Source organism: Pseudomonas sp. UBA6310, from assembly GCF_002438225.1.
GTDB classification, from domain to species: Bacteria; Pseudomonadota; Gammaproteobacteria; order Pseudomonadales; family Pseudomonadaceae; genus Pseudomonas_O; species Pseudomonas_O kuykendallii.
Window position 1 is genome coordinate 95032 of record NZ_DJTK01000066.1, and the last position, 17221, is coordinate 112252.

Consider the following 17221-nt stretch of genomic DNA (forward strand, 5'->3'; position numbering starts at 1 on the left):
GCATGAACACGAAGTACCGCAAAAACCTGCCGGGCTCTGCACTGGACTACTTCGACACCCGCGAGGCAGTCGATACCATCGCGCCCGGCGCCTACGCCAAATTGCCGTACACCTCGCGGGTGCTGGCCGAACAACTCGTCCGGCGCTGCGACCCGGCGCTGCTCACCGATGCGCTGAAGCAGCTGATCGAGCGCAAGCGCGATCTGGACTTCCCCTGGTACCCGGCGCGCGTGGTGTGCCACGACATCCTCGGCCAGACCGCGCTGGTGGACCTGGCCGGCCTGCGTGACGCGATTGCCGACAAGGGCGGCGACCCGGCGAAGGTCAACCCGGTGGTGCCCACCCAGTTGATCGTCGACCATTCGCTGGCGGTGGAGTACGCCGGCTTCGACCCCGATGCGTTCGAGAAGAACCGCGCCGTGGAAGAGCGCCGCAACGAGGACCGTTTCCACTTCATCGAGTGGACCAAGACCGCGTTCAAGAACGTCGACGTGATCCCCGCCGGCAACGGCATCATGCACCAGATCAACCTGGAGAAAATGAGCCCGGTGATCCAGGCGCGCGACGGCGTGGCCTACCCGGACACCTGCGTCGGTACCGACAGCCATACGCCGCACGTGGATGCCCTGGGCGTGATCGCCGTCGGCGTTGGCGGGCTGGAGGCGGAAACCGTGATGCTTGGTCGTGCCTCGATGATGCGCCTGCCCGACATCGTCGGCGTGGAGCTCACCGGCAAGCGCCAGCCCGGCATCACCGCGACCGATATCGTGCTGGCGATCACCGAGTTCCTGCGCAAGGAGCGGGTGGTCGGCGCCTACGTGGAGTTCTTCGGCGAAGGTGCCAACAGCCTGTCCATCGGCGACCGCGCGACCATCTCCAACATGTGCCCGGAATACGGCGCCACGGCCTCGATGTTCTACATCGACCAGCAGACCATCGACTACCTCAAGCTCACCGGCCGCGAACCGCAGCAGGTGGCGCTGGTCGAGCAGTACGCCAAGCTCACTGGCCTGTGGGCCGATGCTCTGGTGACCGCCGAATACGAGCGGGTGCTGCGCTTCGACCTGTCCACCGTGGTGCGCAACATGGCCGGTCCGAGCAACCCGCACAAACGCCTGCCGACCTCGGCGCTGCAAGAGCGCGGCATTGCCGGCGAAACCTTGTTGGCCGCCGCCAAAGTGGAAGAGAGCGAAGGCCTGCTGCCCGATGGCGCGGTGATCATTGCCGCCATCACCAGCTGCACCAACACCTCCAACCCGCGCAACGTGGTGGCCGCCGGCTTGTTGGCGAAGAAGGCCAATGCGCTGGGCTTGCTGCGCAAACCCTGGGTGAAGACCTCGTTCGCGCCGGGCTCCAAGGTGGCCAAGCTGTACCTGGAAGAGGCCGGCCTGCTCAGCGAGCTGGAACAGCTGGGTTTCGGCATCGTCGCCTACGCCTGCACCACCTGTAACGGCATGTCCGGCGCGCTGGACCCGGTGATCCAGCAGGAAATCATTGACCGCGACCTGTATGCCACCGCCGTGCTGTCGGGTAACCGCAACTTCGACGGCCGCATTCACCCGTACGCCAAGCAGGCGTTCCTGGCCTCGCCGCCGCTGGTGGTCGCCTACGCCATCGCGGGAACCGTGCGCTTCGATATCGAGCAGGACGTGCTCGGTCACGATCAGGCCGGCAACCCGGTAACCCTCAAGGACCTGTGGCCGAGCGACGAGGAAATCGACGCCATCGTCGCTGCCTCGGTGAAGCCCGAGCAGTTCCGCCAGGTCTACATCCCGATGTTCGACCTGGGCACCTTCGCCGAAGCGGAAAGCCCGCTATACGACTGGCGTCCGCAGTCCACCTACATTCGCCGTCCGCCGTACTGGGAAGGCGCGCTGGCCGGCGAACGCTCGCTCAAGGGCATGCGCCCGCTGGCGTTGTTGCCGGACAACATCACCACCGATCACCTGTCGCCTTCCAACGCGATCATGCCCGACAGCGCGGCCGGCGAGTACCTGGCGAAAATGGGCCTGCCGGAGGAGGACTTCAACTCCTACGCGACCCACCGCGGCGACCACCTGACCGCCCAGCGCGCCACCTTCGCCAACCCCCAGCTGGTCAACGAGATGGCCGTGGTCGACGGCCAGGTGAAGAAGGGTTCGCTGACCCGTATCGAGCCCGAGGGCAAGGTCACCCGCATGTGGGAAGCGATCGAGACCTACATGGCGCGCAAGCAGCCGCTGATCATCGTGGCCGGCGCCGACTACGGTCAGGGCTCGTCGCGGGACTGGGCCGCAAAGGGCGTGCGCCTGGCCGGCGTGGAAGCGATCGCCGCCGAAGGGTTCGAGCGTATTCACCGCACCAACCTGGTGGGCATGGGCGTGCTGCCGCTGGAATTCAAACCCGGCACCAATCGCCTGACCCTGGGCCTGGATGGTACCGAGCTGTACGACGTGCTCGGCGAGCGCACCCCGCGTGCAACCCTGACGCTTGTGATCACCCGCAAGAACGGCGAACGCCTGGACGTGCCCGTGACCTGTCGTCTGGATACCGCCGAGGAAGTGTCGATCTACGAAGCCGGCGGCGTTTTGCAGCGTTTCGCCCAGGACTTCCTGGAAGCGACCGCGACGGCTTAAAACGCGATCCCGTAGGGTGCGCCGTGCGCACCACGGGCCACGAGGTCTGTACCGGTGCGCACGGCGCACCCTACGAACCTTAGATTTCTCAGGAAACAGGCCATGTCTCACGCAGCGCAAATCAAGATTCCCGCCACCTACATGCGTGGCGGTACCAGCAAGGGCGTGTTCTTCCGTCTGCAAGACCTGCCCGCCAGCGCACAGGTGAAGGGCGAAGCCCGCGACCGGCTATTCATGCGCGTGATCGGCAGCCCAGACCCCTATGCCGCACAGATCGACGGCATGGGTGGTGCCACGTCCAGTACCAGCAAGTGCGTGATCCTGTCGAAAAGCAGCCAGCCGGATCATGACGTCGACTACCTCTACGGCCAGGTTTCCATCGATAAGGCCTTCGTCGACTGGAGCGGCAATTGCGGCAATCTTTCTACCGCCGCGGGCGCCTTCGCCCTGCATGCCGGCCTGATCGACCCGGCGCGCGTGCCGGACAACGGGGTCTGCGTGGTGCGGATCTGGCAGGCCAACATCCAGAAAACCATCGTCGCCCACGTGCCGGTCAGCGCCGGCCAGGTGCAGGAGACCGGTGACTTCGAGCTGGACGGGGTGACTTTTCCGGCCGCGGAGATCGTGCTGGAGTTCCTCGATCCGTCGGACGACGGCGAGGAGGGCGGTTCGATGTTTCCCACCGGCAATCTGGTAGACGACCTCGAAGTCCCCGGCGTGGGAACCTTCAAGGCGACGATGATCAGCGCCGGCATCCCCACGGTGTTCGTCAACGCCGATGACATCGGTTATCAAGGCACCGAACTGCGCGAGGACATCAACGGCGATCCCGCGGCGCTGGCGCGTTTCGAAGCCATTCGTGTCGCCGGGGCGCTGCGCATGGGGCTGATCAGGACAACGGCGGAGGCGGCGACGCGCCAGCACACCCCGAAGGTCGCGTTCGTCGCCAAACCCAAAAGCTACGCGGCGTCCAGCGGCAAGGCCGTGCAGGCCGGCGATGTCGACCTGCTGGTGCGTGCATTGTCGATGGGCAAGCTGCATCACGCCATGATGGGCACCGCCGCGGTGGCCATCGGCACCGCGGCAGCAATCCCCGGCACGCTGGTGAACCTGGCCGCTGGCGGAGGCGAGCGCACCGCGGTGCGCTTCGGCCATCCCTCCGGCGTGTTGCGCGTAGGGGCGGAGGCGATGCGAATCGACGGCGAATGGGTGGTGAAGAAGGCCATCATGAGCCGCAGTGCGCGGGTGCTCATGGAAGGCTGGGTGCGCGTGCCGGGCGACGCGTTCTGAGTGCTGTTCGGGCGTCCGCTATTGGCCGACCGACCTCAGAGGCGGCTGGTGCCCAACAGCAGGCCGCCAGCGCCCATATAGAAGGCACCGGTGGTCTTGTTCAGGCGAATCACGCCCTTGCTGGTCTTCACCAAACGGCGGATTTGCAGCCCGAACAGCGCGTAGACCACCGAGGCGCAGTATTCGGCGAGCAGGTAGGTGGTGCCGAGGTAGAGGAACTGCTCGGTGGCCGGCTGATCCGGCTTGATGAACTGCGGGAAGATCGCGGCGAACAGCAGGATCGCCTTGGGGTTGCTGATGCCGATGAGAAACTCCTGCAGCATCAGCCGCCAGACGCTCCGCTGCTGGCTTGCGGATTGAGTACCCTCGAGCATGTCCAGCCCGCTGAAATCACGGCTGCGCCAGGCGACGATACCGAGATAGAGCAGGTAGGCGGCGCCGATCCACTTGATGGTGGTGAAGGTGGCTTCCGACGCCAGCAGCATCGCGCCCAGGCCGATCGCGGAAATCGTCAGGAAGATCGCGAACGCCAGTACCCGGCCACTGGTCGCCAGCACGGCAGCGCCTACGCCACGTCGAATGCCGTTGTTCAGCGCGCAGAAGTTGTTGGGCCCTGGCATCAGCGAAATGAGCAGTGCAACGGGGGCGAAGAGTACGGCGTCCATCAGGGTCATGTGGGCAGGTCCGGGATGTGCGTTGGGCGTTACTTCAGGCGGCGTTCGACGCCTTTTTCCACGAGGATCTTTGCCGAAATCTCTTCCACCGAGAAATGAGTGGAGTTGATGAAGGCGATGTTTTCCCGACGAAACAATGCCTCGACTTCGCGCACTTCGAACTCGCACTGGGCGAAGCTGGCGTAGCGGCTGTTCGGTTTGCGCTCATGGCGGATCGCGGTGAGCCGGTCGGGGTCGATGGTCAGGCCAAACAGCTTGTGCTTGAACTGCTTCAGCGCCGGCGGCAGTTGCAGGCGCTCCATGTCTTCTTCGGTCAGCGGATAGTTGGCGGCGCGGATGCCGAACTGCATGGCCATATAGAGGCAGGTGGGGGTTTTGCCGCAGCGCGACACGCCGACGAGGATCAGATCGGCCTTGTCATAATAGTGGGTTCGCGCGCCGTCGTCGTTGTCCAGGGCGAAGTTCACCGCCTCGATGCGCTCCATGTAGTTGGCGCTGTGGGCGATGGAATGGGATTTGCCTACCGAGTACGAGGAGCTGGCGATCAGCTCGTGTTCGAGGGGCGCAAGGAAGGTGGAAAAGATGTCGATCATGAATCCGTTGGATTTTGCCAGGATGTCACGGATTTCTTGGTTAACTATGGTGTCGAAGATGATCGGACGGGCGCCATCCCGATCTGCCGCATCGTTTATTTGCTGTACCATTGCGCGCGCTTTTTCGACGCTATCGATGTACGGTCTGGTGAGTTTGTGAAAGGTGATGTTCTCGAATTGCGCCAACAGACTCTGGCCGAGCGTTTCGGCAGTGATGCCGGTGCCATCGGAAATGAAGAAAGCGGTTCGTTTCATTGCGCTCAGGCCTTAAGGTAGGAACGATTCTTGGCTATCATGGCGCCCGGTTTCAGGGGCCTGCCGAAGGGCATTGTCACTTATTTCCATGGGGTGGGCCACAAGGCTGGAGCCGCGGAATCCGCCCCGCAGGAGCTTTTCAACTTTCAGTGGAGAGATCACCTTGGTCGAGTACGTAATTTCCCTCGATAAGCTCGGCAATCACGATGTCGAGCGGGTAGGGGGCAAAAACGCCTCCCTGGGCGAAATGATCAGCAACCTCGCCGGTGCCGGTGTATCGGTGCCCGGCGGTTTCGCCACCACGGCCCAGGCCTATCGCGACTTCCTCGATCTCAGCGGGCTCAACGATCGTATCCACGCCATCCTCGACTCACTGGATGTCGACGATGTCAACGAACTGGCCAAGGCCGGCGCGCAGATCCGTCAGTGGGTCATGGAAGCCGAGTTTCCCGAGCAGCTCAACGCCGATATCCGCACCGCCTTCGCCGAAATGGCCGGTGGCAACGAGAACATGGCGGTTGCCGTGCGCTCCTCGGCTACTGCAGAAGACCTGCCGGACGCCTCATTCGCCGGCCAGCAGGAAACCTTCCTGAACATCCGCGGCGTCGAGAACGTGATCCGCGCAGCGAAGGAAGTCTTCGCCTCGCTGTTCAACGACCGCGCCATTGCCTACCGCGTCCACCAGGGCTTCGACCACAAGCTGGTCGCGCTCTCGGCCGGCGTGCAGCGCATGGTTCGCTCTGAAACCGGCACCGCGGGCGTGATGTTCACCCTCGACACCGAATCCGGCTTCCGCGACGTGGTATTCATCACCGGCGCCTACGGCCTCGGCGAGACCGTCGTCCAGGGCGCGGTCAATCCCGACGAATTCTACGTCCACAAGCAGACCCTCGAAGCCGGTCGTCCCGCCATCCTGCGCCGCAACCTGGGCAGCAAGGCGATCAAGATGATCTACGGCGACGAAGCCAAGGCCGGCAAGTCGGTCAAGACCGTCGACGTCGATCGCGCCGATCGCGCGCGCTTCTGCCTCTCCGACGAGGAAGTCAGCAACCTGGCCCGCCAGGCGCTGATCATCGAGAAACACTACGGCCGCCCGATGGACATCGAGTGGGCGAAGGATGGCGACGACCAGCAGCTGTACATCGTCCAGGCCCGTCCGGAAACCGTTAAGAGCCGCGCCAGCGCCACCGTGATGGAGCGCTACCTGCTGAAGGAAAAAGGCAAGGTGCTGGTCGAAGGCCGCGCCATTGGCCAGCGCATCGGCGCCGGCCCGGTCAAGGTGATCAAGGACGTGTCGGAGATGGACAAGGTCCAGCCGGGCGACGTGCTGGTCTCCGACATGACCGATCCGGATTGGGAACCGGTGATGAAGCGCGCCAGCGCCATCGTCACCAACCGCGGCGGGCGCACCTGCCACGCGGCGATCATCGCTCGCGAGCTGGGTATTCCGGCGGTGGTCGGTTGCGGCAACGCCACCCACCTGCTGACCGACGGCCAGCGCGTCACCGTGTCCTGTGCCGAGGGCGACACCGGCTTCATCTTCGAGGGCGAACTGGGCTTCGATATCAAGAAGAACTCCGTGGACGCCATGCCGGATCTGCCGTTCAAGATCATGATGAACGTCGGCAACCCGGACCGCGCCTTCGACTTCGCTCAATTGCCGAACGCCGGTGTGGGCCTGGCCCGCCTGGAATTCATCATCAACCGGATGATCGGCGTGCACCCCAAGGCGCTGCTGAACTTCGCCAGCCTGCCGGCGGACATCAAGGAAAGCGTCGAGAAGCGCATCGCCGGTTACGACGATCCGGTGGATTTCTACGTCGAGAAGCTGGTCGAGGGCGTCAGCACCCTGGCTGCCGCGTTCTGGCCGAAGAAAGTCATCGTTCGCCTGTCCGACTTCAAGTCCAACGAGTACGCCAACCTCATCGGCGGCAAGCTCTACGAACCGGAAGAAGAGAACCCGATGCTGGGCTTCCGTGGTGCTTCGCGCTACATCAGCGAGTCGTTCCGCGATTGCTTCGAGCTCGAATGCCGGGCGATGAAGAAGGTCCGTGAAGTCATGGGTCTGACCAACGTCGAGCTGATGGTGCCGTTCGTACGCACCCTGGGCGAGGCGTCCCAGGTGATCGACCTGCTGGCCCATTACGGCCTCAAGCGTGGCGAGAACGGGCTCAAGGTCATCATGATGTGCGAGCTGCCGTCCAACGCGCTGATGGCCGACGAGTTCCTAGAGTTCTTCGACGGTTTCTCCATCGGTTCCAACGACATGACCCAGCTGACCCTGGGGCTGGACCGCGACTCCGGGATCATCGCGCATCTGTTCGATGAACGTAATCCGGCCGTCAAGAAGCTGCTCGCCAGCGCCATCGCTGCCTGCAACAAGGCCGGCAAGTACATCGGCATCTGCGGCCAGGGTCCTTCGGACCATCCGGACCTGGCGAAATGGCTGATGGAGCAAGGCATCGAGAGCGTCTCGCTGAACCCGGACTCGGTGCTCGACACCTGGTTCTTCCTTGCCGAGGGCCAGCAGGCCTAAGGTTTCGTAACGATACGAAGAGGGCGGGTGCACACCCCGCCCTTTTTTGTGCACGAAGTAAAAGCACCATGCAAAGCAGTAGCGAACTGTTCCCCGTAGCGCTGATTAGCGCGGAGTTGCGGGGCGACCTGACCGAAGATGTCTATCGCCTGAAACCCAACAACAGTCCCGACCAGAGCGTGGAACTGGCACTGACCCGGCTTGGCCTGCTACGCGCCGGCACGACCCGTGGCCTGCCGGTGATCCTGCTGCACGGCAGCTTCTCCAACCGACGCTTCTGGTTTTCGCCCAAGGGCATCGGCCTGGGGGCCTATCTGGCGCGCGCCGGATTCGATGTGTGGATCGCCGAAATGCGCGGGCATGGGCTTTCGCCGCGCAATCTGACCTACGCGCGCAACCGCGTGGCGGATTACGCCCGTTACGACCTGCCGGCGATCGCCGACTTCGTCATCGAGCAAACCGGTCGCGTGCCTCACTGGCTGGGCCATTCGCTGGGGGGCATCAGCCTGGCGGCGGCGGTCGGTGGCGGCTATCTGGACGATGGGCGAGCCGCGACCCTGGCGCTGTTCGGCAGCCAGGTCAGCCAGTCGCACTGGGCACTGAAAATCCCGCCGGTGGAGTGGGTCGCCCGTTCGCTGCTCAAGCATTTCGGCGGCGTATCCGGCGCTCGCTCGATGCGCGGTCCTGAAGACGAACCCGCCGGGCTGCTGATCGAGAGTCTGCGCTGGCATGGCCTGTTCGGCCGGTTTGGCGAGAAGGGGCGCGACTGGCTGGCCGGCCTCGCCGAGGCGCGCATGCCGACGCTGATGGTAACGGCCGAGGGCGATCGCCAGGATCCGCCGTCGGCCTGCCAGGCGCTGCTGGAGCGTTTTGGCTCGGAAAACCGCGTCTACCTGTGCCTCGGGCCACAGACCGGTTTCAGCACGGACTTCGGCCATGTGCAAATGCTGGTGAGCAAGGCGGCGCAGGAGGAGGTCTACCCGCTGGTCTCGCACTGGCTGCAGCACCGGGCGTTGCCGGCGCGCCAGCCGTCTACAGTGGATACACCGCTGTCGCAGCGTTCCGTGTCCAGCAGTTAACCGTTAAAATATGACGCAACGGCGCTTCCCGGTCACGACCGCGAAGTTCGCCCGTCTCGTCGACGGAAGAGGCTGGGGTCAGGCGATGGCCCGACCAGCGCACTCCGGTCAACAATCCCAAGGAGGTTCACCATGCAATATGTCACTCCCGATCTGTGCGATGCCTATCCCGATCTGGTCCACGTGGTCGAACCCATGTTCGCCAACTTCGGCGGCCGCAATTCCTTCGGTGGCGAGATCGTCACGATCAAGTGCTTCGAAGACAACTCGCTGGTCAAGGAGCAGGTCGATCTGCCAGGCGTCGGCAAGGTGCTGGTGGTCGACGGTGGCGGCTCGCTGCGGCGTGCGCTGCTGGGCGACATGCTCGCCGAGAAGGCGGCCAAGAACGGCTGGGAAGGCTTGGTGATCTATGGCTGCGTCCGCGATGTCGATGTACTCGCCGAGACCTACCTCGGCATCCAGGCGCTGGCCAGCCATCCGATGAAGACCGACAAGCGTGGCATCGGCGATCTCAACGTCGTGGTCACCTTTGGCGGCGTCACCTTCCGCCCGGGCGAGTTCGTCTACGCGGACAACAACGGCATCATCGTTTCCTCCAAAGCGTTGCCCATGACGGAGTAAGACCTGGTGGTCGATGCAGTACCGGAACTGGCGGCAAACGAAGACGAAACGACGCAGTACGGGTTGATCCACGCGCTGATCCTGGACGGCAAGGGGCGCGCCCGCCCGATCGACTATGCGCAGTTGGAGGCCCTCCAGCTTGGAGACGAAGAAAGCGTCTGGCTGCACTGGCATCGCCACCATCCGCAGTCGCAGGCGTGGCTGCGCAATGACAGTGGCCTGAGCGATTTCGCCTGTGATCTCCTGCTCGAAGAGAACACCCGGCCGCGGCTGCTGCCGCTGCCGGGCGACGAGCTGCTGGTGTTCCTGCGCGGGGTCAACCTGAACCCCGGAGCCGAGCCGGAGGACATGGTTTCCCTGCGCATCTTCGCCGACTCCCGCCGGGTGATTTCCTTGCGCCTGCGCTCGCTGCGCTCCACCGATGAACTGTTGCAGCAATGGGCTGAGGGAAGAGGGCCGAAGGGCCCGTCCGAGGTCATCCTGCACCTGGCCGACGCCCTGACCGAAAAGGTCGATCAACTGATCGAGTCGTTGTCCGAAGAAGCCGATGCGATGGAGGAGTCGACCGCGGCAGGGGAAAGCTACACGGAGCAGGGGCGTGTCCTGCTGCTGCGCCGCCGCGCCGCGAGCCTGCGCCGCTTCCTGTCGCCGCAGCGGGAGATCTTCACCCAGCTCGCGCGCAACCATCTGCCCTGGTTCGCCAATGACGATGGCGACTACTGGAACGAGCTGAGCAACCGCCTGGTGCGTTATCTCGAGGAACTGGAGCTGATCCGCGAGCGCGGCCATCTGATCATCGAATCCGAACAGCGTCGCATGAGCGAGCGAATGAACCGCACCATGTACCTGCTGGCGATCATCACCTGCTTCTTCCTGCCGATGACTTTCCTCACCGGGCTGCTCGGTATCAACGTCGGCGGCATTCCCGGCGCGGACAGCCGCTACGGTTTCGTCGGCGCCTGCGCGCTGATGGCCATTCTTGGTGTGTCGCAGTGGTGGATCTTTCGTCGCCTGCGCTGGCTGTGATGTGACTCGGTAGCGCAACGTCGCGTCTAGCCGAGAGATCATCCGAGGTACGTATGCACGACCCTTTCGAAGAATCCCTGCGCGATATGCTCAAGGGCTCGTCGTCCTCACGTGATGACGATGCCTGCCTGGACCGCGTATTGAAGACCGCCAACCGCCAGGTTGGCGTCGGCGATCTGTTCAGCCTGGCGGGCCACTGGTTCGAGGCGCTGATGATCGCCCTCAACAGCGGCGCGGCGAACGTCTCGCCGCGTAGCCGCCGTTCCTCACCCGACCGCACCGATAAGGCTGATTGAAGATGGAATTCGACCCTTGGACACAGAGCCTCGTTAACGCCATGAGCACCATGTGGGGCTCGGTCGCGGCGTTCATCCCGCGGCTGTTCGGTGCGCTGGTGGTCGTGCTGCTTGGCTTCATCGTCGCCAAGCTGCTCGATACCCTGTTGTCGAAGCTGCTGGCGAAGATCGGCCTGGACCGCCTGATGGCCGGGACCGGCCTCACCAAGCTGCTCGGCCGCGCGGGTATCCAGGTGCCGGTATCGACGCTGATCGGCAAGATCGTCTACTGGTTCGTTTTGCTGGTGTTCCTGGTTTCGGCGGCGGAATCGCTGGGGCTGGAGCGGGTATCGGCAACGCTGGACGTGTTCGCCCTTTACCTGCCCAAGGTCTTTGGTGCGGCGCTGGTGCTGCTGTCCGGCGTACTGCTGGCGCAACTGGCCAGCAGCCTGGTGCGTGGCGCGGCCGAGGGTGTCGGTCTCGACTACGCCAATGGCCTGGGTCGGGTGGCGCAGGCGATGGTCATCATCATCAGTATCTCGGTGGCGATCGGCCAACTGGAAATCAAGACCGACCTGTTGAACAACGTGATCGCCATCGTGCTGATCTCGGTCGGTCTGGCCGTGGCACTGGCGCTGGGGCTCGGCAGTCGCGACATCGCCAGCCAGATCATCGCCGGCATCTACGTGCGCGAACTGTATGAAGTCGGTCAGGACGTGCGCATCGGCGATATCGAAGGTCAGATCGAAGAGATAGGCACCGTGAAAACCACCTTGCTGGACGCCAATGGCGAACTGGTTTCCGTGGCCAACCGGATTCTCCTCGAGCAGCGGGTCAGTAGCCGCTAAGGGCGCAATCCCTGCTAATGTATGCCGCCGCCGGACGGTCCCCAGGGGACCGCGGAGGCTGCTATCGATCTGACTGTCGGCCCGACTTGTTTTGAACAAAACCCAATCTGCTCCCCAGCGCTACGACCCCCGCGAGCTAACCGATGAGGAATTGGTACAGCGCGCTCATGCCGAACTGTTCCATGTCACCCGTGCTTATGAGGAACTGATGCGGCGTTATCAGCGCACCTTGTTCAATGTCTGCGCGCGCTATCTGGGTAACGACCGGGATGCCGACGATGTATGTCAGGAAGTGATGCTCAAAGTGCTCTACGGCCTGAAGAACTTCGAAGGCAAGTCGAAGTTCAAGACATGGCTTTATAGCATTACGTATAACGAATGCATCACCCAGTATCGCAAGGAGCGTCGTAAGCGGCGCCTGCTCGACGCCCTTAGTCTCGACCCGCTCGAAGAGGCCTCGGAGGAGAGGGCTCCGAAGGTTGAAGAGCGCGGCGGGCTTGACCGCTGGCTGATTCATGTCAACCCGATTGACCGAGAAATCCTGGTGTTGCGCTTCGTCGCGGAACTCGAGTTTCAGGAAATTGCCGACATCATGCATATGGGGCTGAGCGCGACAAAAATGCGCTACAAGAGGGCGCTGGATCGGCTCCGTGAAAAATTTTCGGGCATTTCCGAAACTTAGTGGGGCAATAAGCTCTCATATGGTCAGGCCCGCTCTGGTAAACTATTGCCAAGTTAGCGAGCATCGGCCTGCTGGCTTATTCATCACACTTGATGGGGATTTAAACGGATGAAACTCAAGAACACCTTAGGCGTTGTCATTGGCTCTCTGATAGCCGCGACTTCTGTTCACGCGCTGGCCCAGGGCCAAGGCGCTGTCGAGGTGGAAGCTTTCGGTAAGAAGTACTTCACCGACAGCTCTAAAGACGCTTCGAACGCCAAACTGTTTGGCGGTTCGGTCGGCTACTACCTGACCGACGACGTCGAGCTGGCTCTGTCCTACGGCGAGTACCACGACATTCGTGGCGATAGCGACACTGGCAGCAAGAACATCAAGGGCAACCTGGCTTCCCTCGATGCCATCTACAACTTCGGTACTCCGGGTGTAGGCCTGCGTCCGTACGTTTCCGCCGGCCTGGCTCACCAGAGCATCGGTCAGGCGACTCGCGGCGGTCGTGACCACAGCACCTTCGCCAACGTCGGTACCGGCGTGAAGTACTACTTCACCGAAAACTTCTTCGCTAAAGCCAGCGTCGATGGCATGTACAACATCGACCGCGGCGAAACCGAGTGGATGGCTGGCGTAGGCGTCGGCATGAACTTCGGTGGCGGTGCTCGCGAAGTCGCAGCGGTCGAGCCGGCTCCGGCTCCAGCCCCGGCTCCGGTCGCCCAAGAGCCGGAACCGGCTCCTGAAGTAGTTCGCGTCGAGCTCGACGTGAAATTCGACTTCGACAAGGCCACCGTGAAGCAAGACAGCTACGGCGACATCAAGAACCTGGCTGACTTTATGAACCAGTACCCGCAGACCACCACGACCGTTGAAGGCCACACCGACTCCGTCGGCACCGACGCCTACAACCAGAAGCTCTCCGAGCGTCGTGCTGCTGCCGTCAAAAACGTGCTGGTCAACCAGTACGGCGTAGCCGGCAACCGTGTTGACTCCGTCGGTTACGGCGAGTCGCGCCCGGTAGCTGACAACGCGACCGAAGCCGGCCGTGCCGTCAACCGTCGCGTAGAAGCCGAAGTAGAAGCCCAGGCCAAGTAAGCCTCGGGATTCTGCCGAGCCGCTCCGGCTGTTCGGCAGAAGAAAAAAGCCCGCCTCGAAAGAAGCGGGCTTTTTTGCGTCTGTCGATCGGGAAACCGGTTGGTTTCGCTGCGAGCAAATCAAAACGCCCCGGCGTTCGGGGCGTTTGCTCAGGATCGATCAGCAGCGATCGGTCAGGCCATCACTCTTCGATGTTGCCCATCGCGGTGGTGTTGAAACCGCCGTCGACGTAGAGGATTTCACCGCTGATGCCCGAGGCCAGATCGGAGCAGAGGAACGCGCCGGCGTTGCCCACTTCGTCGATGGTGACGTTGCGGCGCAGCGGGGTCTGTTTCTCGTTGGCCGCGAGCATCTTGCGGAAGCTCTTGATGCCGCTTGCTGCGAGCGTACGGATCGGGCCGGCAGAGATGGCGTTGACGCGCGTGCCTTCCGGGCCGAGGCTGCCGGCCAGGTAGCGGACGCCGGCTTCCAGGCTCGCCTTGGCCATGCCCATCACGTTGTAGTTCGGCATGGTGCGCTCGGCGCCCAGGTAGGAGAGCGTCAGCAGGCTGCCGTTGCGGCCCTTCATCAGTTCGCGACCGGCCTTGGCCAGGGCGACGAAGCTGTAGGCGCTGATATCGTGGGCGATCTTGAAGCCTTCACGGGTGGTGACCTCGGTGAAGTCGCCGTCGAGCTGGTCGCCCGGGGCAAAACCTACCGAGTGGACGATGATGTCCAGGCCGTCCCATTTCTTGCCCAGCGCTTCGAAGACCGAGGCGATTTCCTCGTCGTTGGCGACGTCGCAGGGGAAGCACAGCTCAGGGTTGGAGCCCCAGCCGGCAGCGAACTCCTCGACGCGGCCCTTGAGCTTTTCATTCTGATACGTGAAGGCGAGTTCGGCGCCTTCGCGGTGCATGGCGGCGGCGATACCCGAGGCGATCGAGAGCTTGCTGGCGACACCAACAATCAGTACGCGCTTACCGGCGAGAAAACCCATGTGCTTATCCTCTTTCTTGGTTTGGCGACGGTTGCGGGGCCAGAAAGGCGGCCTCCAGCAACTGCCGTGTATAAGGGTGCTGCGGGGTGGCGAAGACTGCATCCGCCGGGCCGCGTTCAACCACCTGACCCTGCTTGAGCACCATCAACTGATGACTCAGCGCCTTGACCACCGCCAGATCGTGGCTGATGAACAGGTAGGTCAGGTTGTACTTGGCCTGTAGCGATCGAAGCAACTCCACCACCTGACGTTGAACCGTCCGATCGAGCGCCGAAGTGGGCTCGTCGAGCAGGATCATCGCCGGTTTCAGCACCAACGCGCGGGCAATGGCGATTCGCTGCCGTTGCCCGCCGGAAAACTCGTGGGGGTAGCGGTGCCGGGTTTCCGGGTCCAGACCTACCTCCTTGAGCGCGTCGATGATTGCCTGTTCCTGTTCAGCCTCGTTGCCCATGGCATGAATCCGCAAGCCTTCGCCGACGATCTGAGCCACCGACATGCGGGGGCTGAGACTGCCGAACGGGTCCTGAAAGACCACCTGCATCTGCCGCCGCAGCGGGCGAACCTGCTGCTGGGTCAGTTGATCCAACGGCTGGCCCTGGAAACGAATCGAACCCTGGCTCGCGATCAGACGCAGGATCGCCAGACCCAGCGTCGACTTGCCCGAACCGCTTTCGCCGACGATCCCCAGCGTCTGGCCTTTCGGCAGACTGAAATCGACTCCGTCCACTGCCTTGATGTGATCGACGGTGCGCTGCAGCAGCCCTTTCTTGATCGGGAACCACACGCGCAGGTCTTGCACTTCAAGCAGCGGCGGCCCTGGCGGATTGGCGGCTGCCTCCCCACGGGGCTCGGCGCAGAGCAGTTCACGCGTGTACGGATGCTCGGGCGTCTGGAACAGTTTTTCACACGACCCCTGTTCGACGATGCGTCCGCACTGCATGACACATACGCGATGCGCTATTTGCCGAACCAGGTTCAGATCGTGGCTGATCAGCAGAAGCGCCATGCCCAGGCGCGCCTGCAATTCCTTGAGCAGGTTGAGGATCTTCAGCTGCACGGTGACGTCCAGCGCGGTGGTCGGCTCGTCGGCGATCAGCAGTTCCGGCTCGTTGGCCAGGGCCATGGCGATCATCACGCGCTGCCGTTGCCCGCCGGACAACTCGTGCGGATAGGCTTTCAGGCGCTTGTGCGGATCGACGATGCCGACCAGCTCGAGCAGCTCCAGCGTGCGCTTTGTCGCCGCCTTGCCGCGCAGGCCCTTATGCAGGGTGAGCACCTCGTTGACCTGCTTCTCGATGCTGTGCAGCGGGTTCAGCGAGGTCATCGGCTCCTGGAAGATCATCGCGATGCGGTTGCCGCGGATGTGCCGCAGACGCTGTTCGCTCTGGGCCAGCAGGTCCTGGCCGTCATAGAGGATCGAGCCGGCGGGATGCTGGGCGAGCGGGTAGGGCAGCAGGCGCAGGATCGAGTGCGCAGTGACCGACTTGCCGGAGCCGCTTTCGCCGACCAACGCCAGGGTCTCGCCCTTGCGGATGTCGAAGCTGACGCCTTCGACCACGCGCTGGCACTGATTGCCGGCGACGAACTCGACGGCCAGGTCGCGCACTTCGACGAGGTTCTGGGGTGACGATATCTCGCTCATGAAGCGCTATTTCCTCGGATCGAATGCATCGCGCGCGGCCTCGCCGATGAACACCAGCAGGCTCAGCATCAGCGCCAGTACGGCGAATGCGCAGATACCCAGCCAGGGTGCCTGCAGGTTGGATTTGCCCTGCGCCACCAGTTCGCCCAGTGACGGCGAACCGGCCGGCAGGCCGAAGCCGAGGAAATCCAGGGCGGTGAGGGTGCCGATGGCGCCGGTGAGGATGAAGGGCATGAAGGTCATGGTGGAAACCATGGCATTGGGCAGGATGTGACGGAACATGATCGCGCCGTTCTGCATCCCCAGTGCCCGCGCCGCACGGACGTACTCGAGGTTGCGCCCGCGAAGGAACTCGGCGCGCACCACGTCCACCAGGCTCATCCAGGAAAACAGCAACATGATGCCCAGCAGCCACCAGAAGTTCGGCTGCACGAAGCTGGCGAGGATGATCAGCAGATAGAGCACCGGCAGCCCGGACCAGACTTCCAGGAAGCGTTGCCCGAGCAGATCGACCCAGCCGCCGTAGAAGCCCTGCAGCGCACCGGCGAACACGCCGATGATCGAACTGAGGATGGTCAGGGTCAGGGCGAACAGCACCGAGATGCGAAAGCCGTAGATGATCCGCGCCAGCACGTCGCGGCCCTGGTCGTCGGTGCCCAGCCAGTTGGCCGCGGAGGGCGGTGCCGGAGCGGGCACGGCGAGGTCGTAGTTGATCGCGGCATAGTCGAAGGGGATCGGAGGCCAGATCATCCAGCCGTCCTTTTCCTCGATCAGTTCACGGATGTAGCGGCTCTTGTAGTTGGCCTCCAGCGGGAATTCGCCGCCGAACGCGGTTTCCGGGTAGCGCTTGGCCACCGGGAAATACCACTCGCCGTCGTAGCGCACCACCAGCGGCTTGTCGTTGGCGATCAGCTCGGCGCCCAGGCTCAGGCCGAAGAGGATGAGGAACAGCCAGAGTGACCACCAGCCACGCTTGTTGGCCTTGAAACGCTCGATGCGGCGACGATTGAGAGGAGAAAACGTCAT

15 protein-coding genes are annotated in these 17221 nt (G+C 63.2%); 10 read left to right on the forward strand and 5 right to left on the reverse strand.

Going from position 1 to position 17221, the window contains the following annotated elements:
- Nucleotides 1-2: 2 nt before the first annotated feature.
- Together acnD and prpF are read left to right on the forward strand one after the other, a co-directional pair.
- On the forward strand, nucleotides 3-2615 hold the full coding sequence (gene acnD, locus B3E91_RS16030; protein WP_287030485.1) for a Fe/S-dependent 2-methylisocitrate dehydratase AcnD: 2613 nt from the start codon (nucleotides 3-5) through the stop codon (nucleotides 2613-2615).
- Between the two features lie 102 nt (nucleotides 2616-2717).
- Nucleotides 2718-3905, forward strand: coding sequence for a 2-methylaconitate cis-trans isomerase PrpF (prpF, locus tag B3E91_RS16035; RefSeq protein ID WP_287030451.1), 1188 nt, complete (start codon nucleotides 2718-2720; stop codon nucleotides 3903-3905).
- Nucleotides 3906-3940: 35 nt separating this feature from the next.
- On the opposite strand, the gene B3E91_RS16040 is transcribed toward prpF, so the two are convergent.
- Both B3E91_RS16040 and ppsR read right to left on the reverse strand, forming a co-directional pair.
- Nucleotides 3941-4579, reverse strand: coding sequence for a LysE family translocator (locus B3E91_RS16040; RefSeq protein ID WP_273231538.1), 639 nt, complete (start codon nucleotides 4577-4579; stop codon nucleotides 3941-3943).
- 29 nt (nucleotides 4580-4608) lie between these two features.
- Nucleotides 4609-5427, reverse strand: a complete 819-nt coding sequence (ppsR, locus tag B3E91_RS16045; protein WP_090230983.1) for a posphoenolpyruvate synthetase regulatory kinase/phosphorylase PpsR — start codon at nucleotides 5425-5427, stop codon at nucleotides 4609-4611.
- Nucleotides 5428-5590: 163 nt separating this feature from the next.
- Here ppsR and ppsA point away from each other — a divergent pair, with 163 nt between their 5' ends.
- From ppsA to B3E91_RS16085, 8 genes are all read left to right on the forward strand, one after another.
- Nucleotides 5591-7963 (forward strand): phosphoenolpyruvate synthase, encoded by a 2373-nt coding sequence (gene ppsA / locus B3E91_RS16050; protein WP_282343539.1) that lies wholly within the window; start codon nucleotides 5591-5593, stop codon nucleotides 7961-7963.
- Nucleotides 7964-8031: 68 nt separating this feature from the next.
- Nucleotides 8032-9042 carry an alpha/beta fold hydrolase gene (locus tag B3E91_RS16055; RefSeq protein ID WP_287030457.1) on the forward strand — a complete coding sequence of 337 codons (1011 nt, stop codon included), beginning with the start codon at nucleotides 8032-8034 and terminating at the stop codon, nucleotides 9040-9042.
- A 132-nt stretch (nucleotides 9043-9174) separates the two neighbouring features.
- Nucleotides 9175-9663, forward strand: coding sequence for a ribonuclease E activity regulator RraA (rraA, locus tag B3E91_RS16060; protein ID WP_090230980.1), 489 nt, complete (start codon nucleotides 9175-9177; stop codon nucleotides 9661-9663).
- Nucleotides 9664-9690: 27 nt separating this feature from the next.
- Nucleotides 9691-10689 (forward strand): zinc transporter ZntB, encoded by a 999-nt coding sequence (locus tag B3E91_RS16065; protein WP_287030487.1) that lies wholly within the window; start codon nucleotides 9691-9693, stop codon nucleotides 10687-10689.
- Between the two features lie 53 nt (nucleotides 10690-10742).
- The gene (locus B3E91_RS16070) at nucleotides 10743-10985 is read left to right on the forward strand and encodes a CrfX protein (protein ID WP_090230979.1); all 243 of its coding nucleotides are present in this window, start codon (nucleotides 10743-10745) and stop codon (nucleotides 10983-10985) included.
- A gap of 2 nt (nucleotides 10986-10987) precedes the next feature.
- The gene (locus B3E91_RS16075; protein ID WP_090230978.1) at nucleotides 10988-11812 is read left to right on the forward strand and encodes a mechanosensitive ion channel family protein; all 825 of its coding nucleotides are present in this window, start codon (nucleotides 10988-10990) and stop codon (nucleotides 11810-11812) included.
- Nucleotides 11813-11903: 91 nt separating this feature from the next.
- Nucleotides 11904-12494, forward strand: coding sequence for an RNA polymerase sigma factor SigX (gene sigX / locus B3E91_RS16080; protein WP_273231533.1), 591 nt, complete (start codon nucleotides 11904-11906; stop codon nucleotides 12492-12494).
- A 108-nt stretch (nucleotides 12495-12602) separates the two neighbouring features.
- On the forward strand, nucleotides 12603-13577 hold the full coding sequence (locus tag B3E91_RS16085) for an OmpA family protein (RefSeq protein ID WP_090230976.1): 975 nt from the start codon (nucleotides 12603-12605) through the stop codon (nucleotides 13575-13577).
- Between the two features lie 181 nt (nucleotides 13578-13758).
- Here B3E91_RS16085 and fabI read toward each other — a convergent pair whose 3' ends face one another.
- From fabI to B3E91_RS16100, 3 genes are read right to left on the reverse strand one after another with little or no spacing between them, the layout of a single operon-like run.
- Nucleotides 13759-14553, reverse strand: a complete 795-nt coding sequence (fabI, locus tag B3E91_RS16090; RefSeq protein ID WP_273231531.1) for an enoyl-ACP reductase FabI — start codon at nucleotides 14551-14553, stop codon at nucleotides 13759-13761.
- Nucleotides 14554-14557: 4 nt separating this feature from the next.
- Nucleotides 14558-16195 carry an ABC transporter ATP-binding protein gene (locus tag B3E91_RS16095; protein WP_287030460.1) on the reverse strand — a complete coding sequence of 546 codons (1638 nt, stop codon included), beginning with the start codon at nucleotides 16193-16195 and terminating at the stop codon, nucleotides 14558-14560.
- Nucleotides 16196-16201: 6 nt separating this feature from the next.
- Entirely contained in the window at nucleotides 16202-17221 is a 1020-nt protein-coding gene (locus B3E91_RS16100; protein WP_273231527.1) for an ABC transporter permease, read from the reverse strand.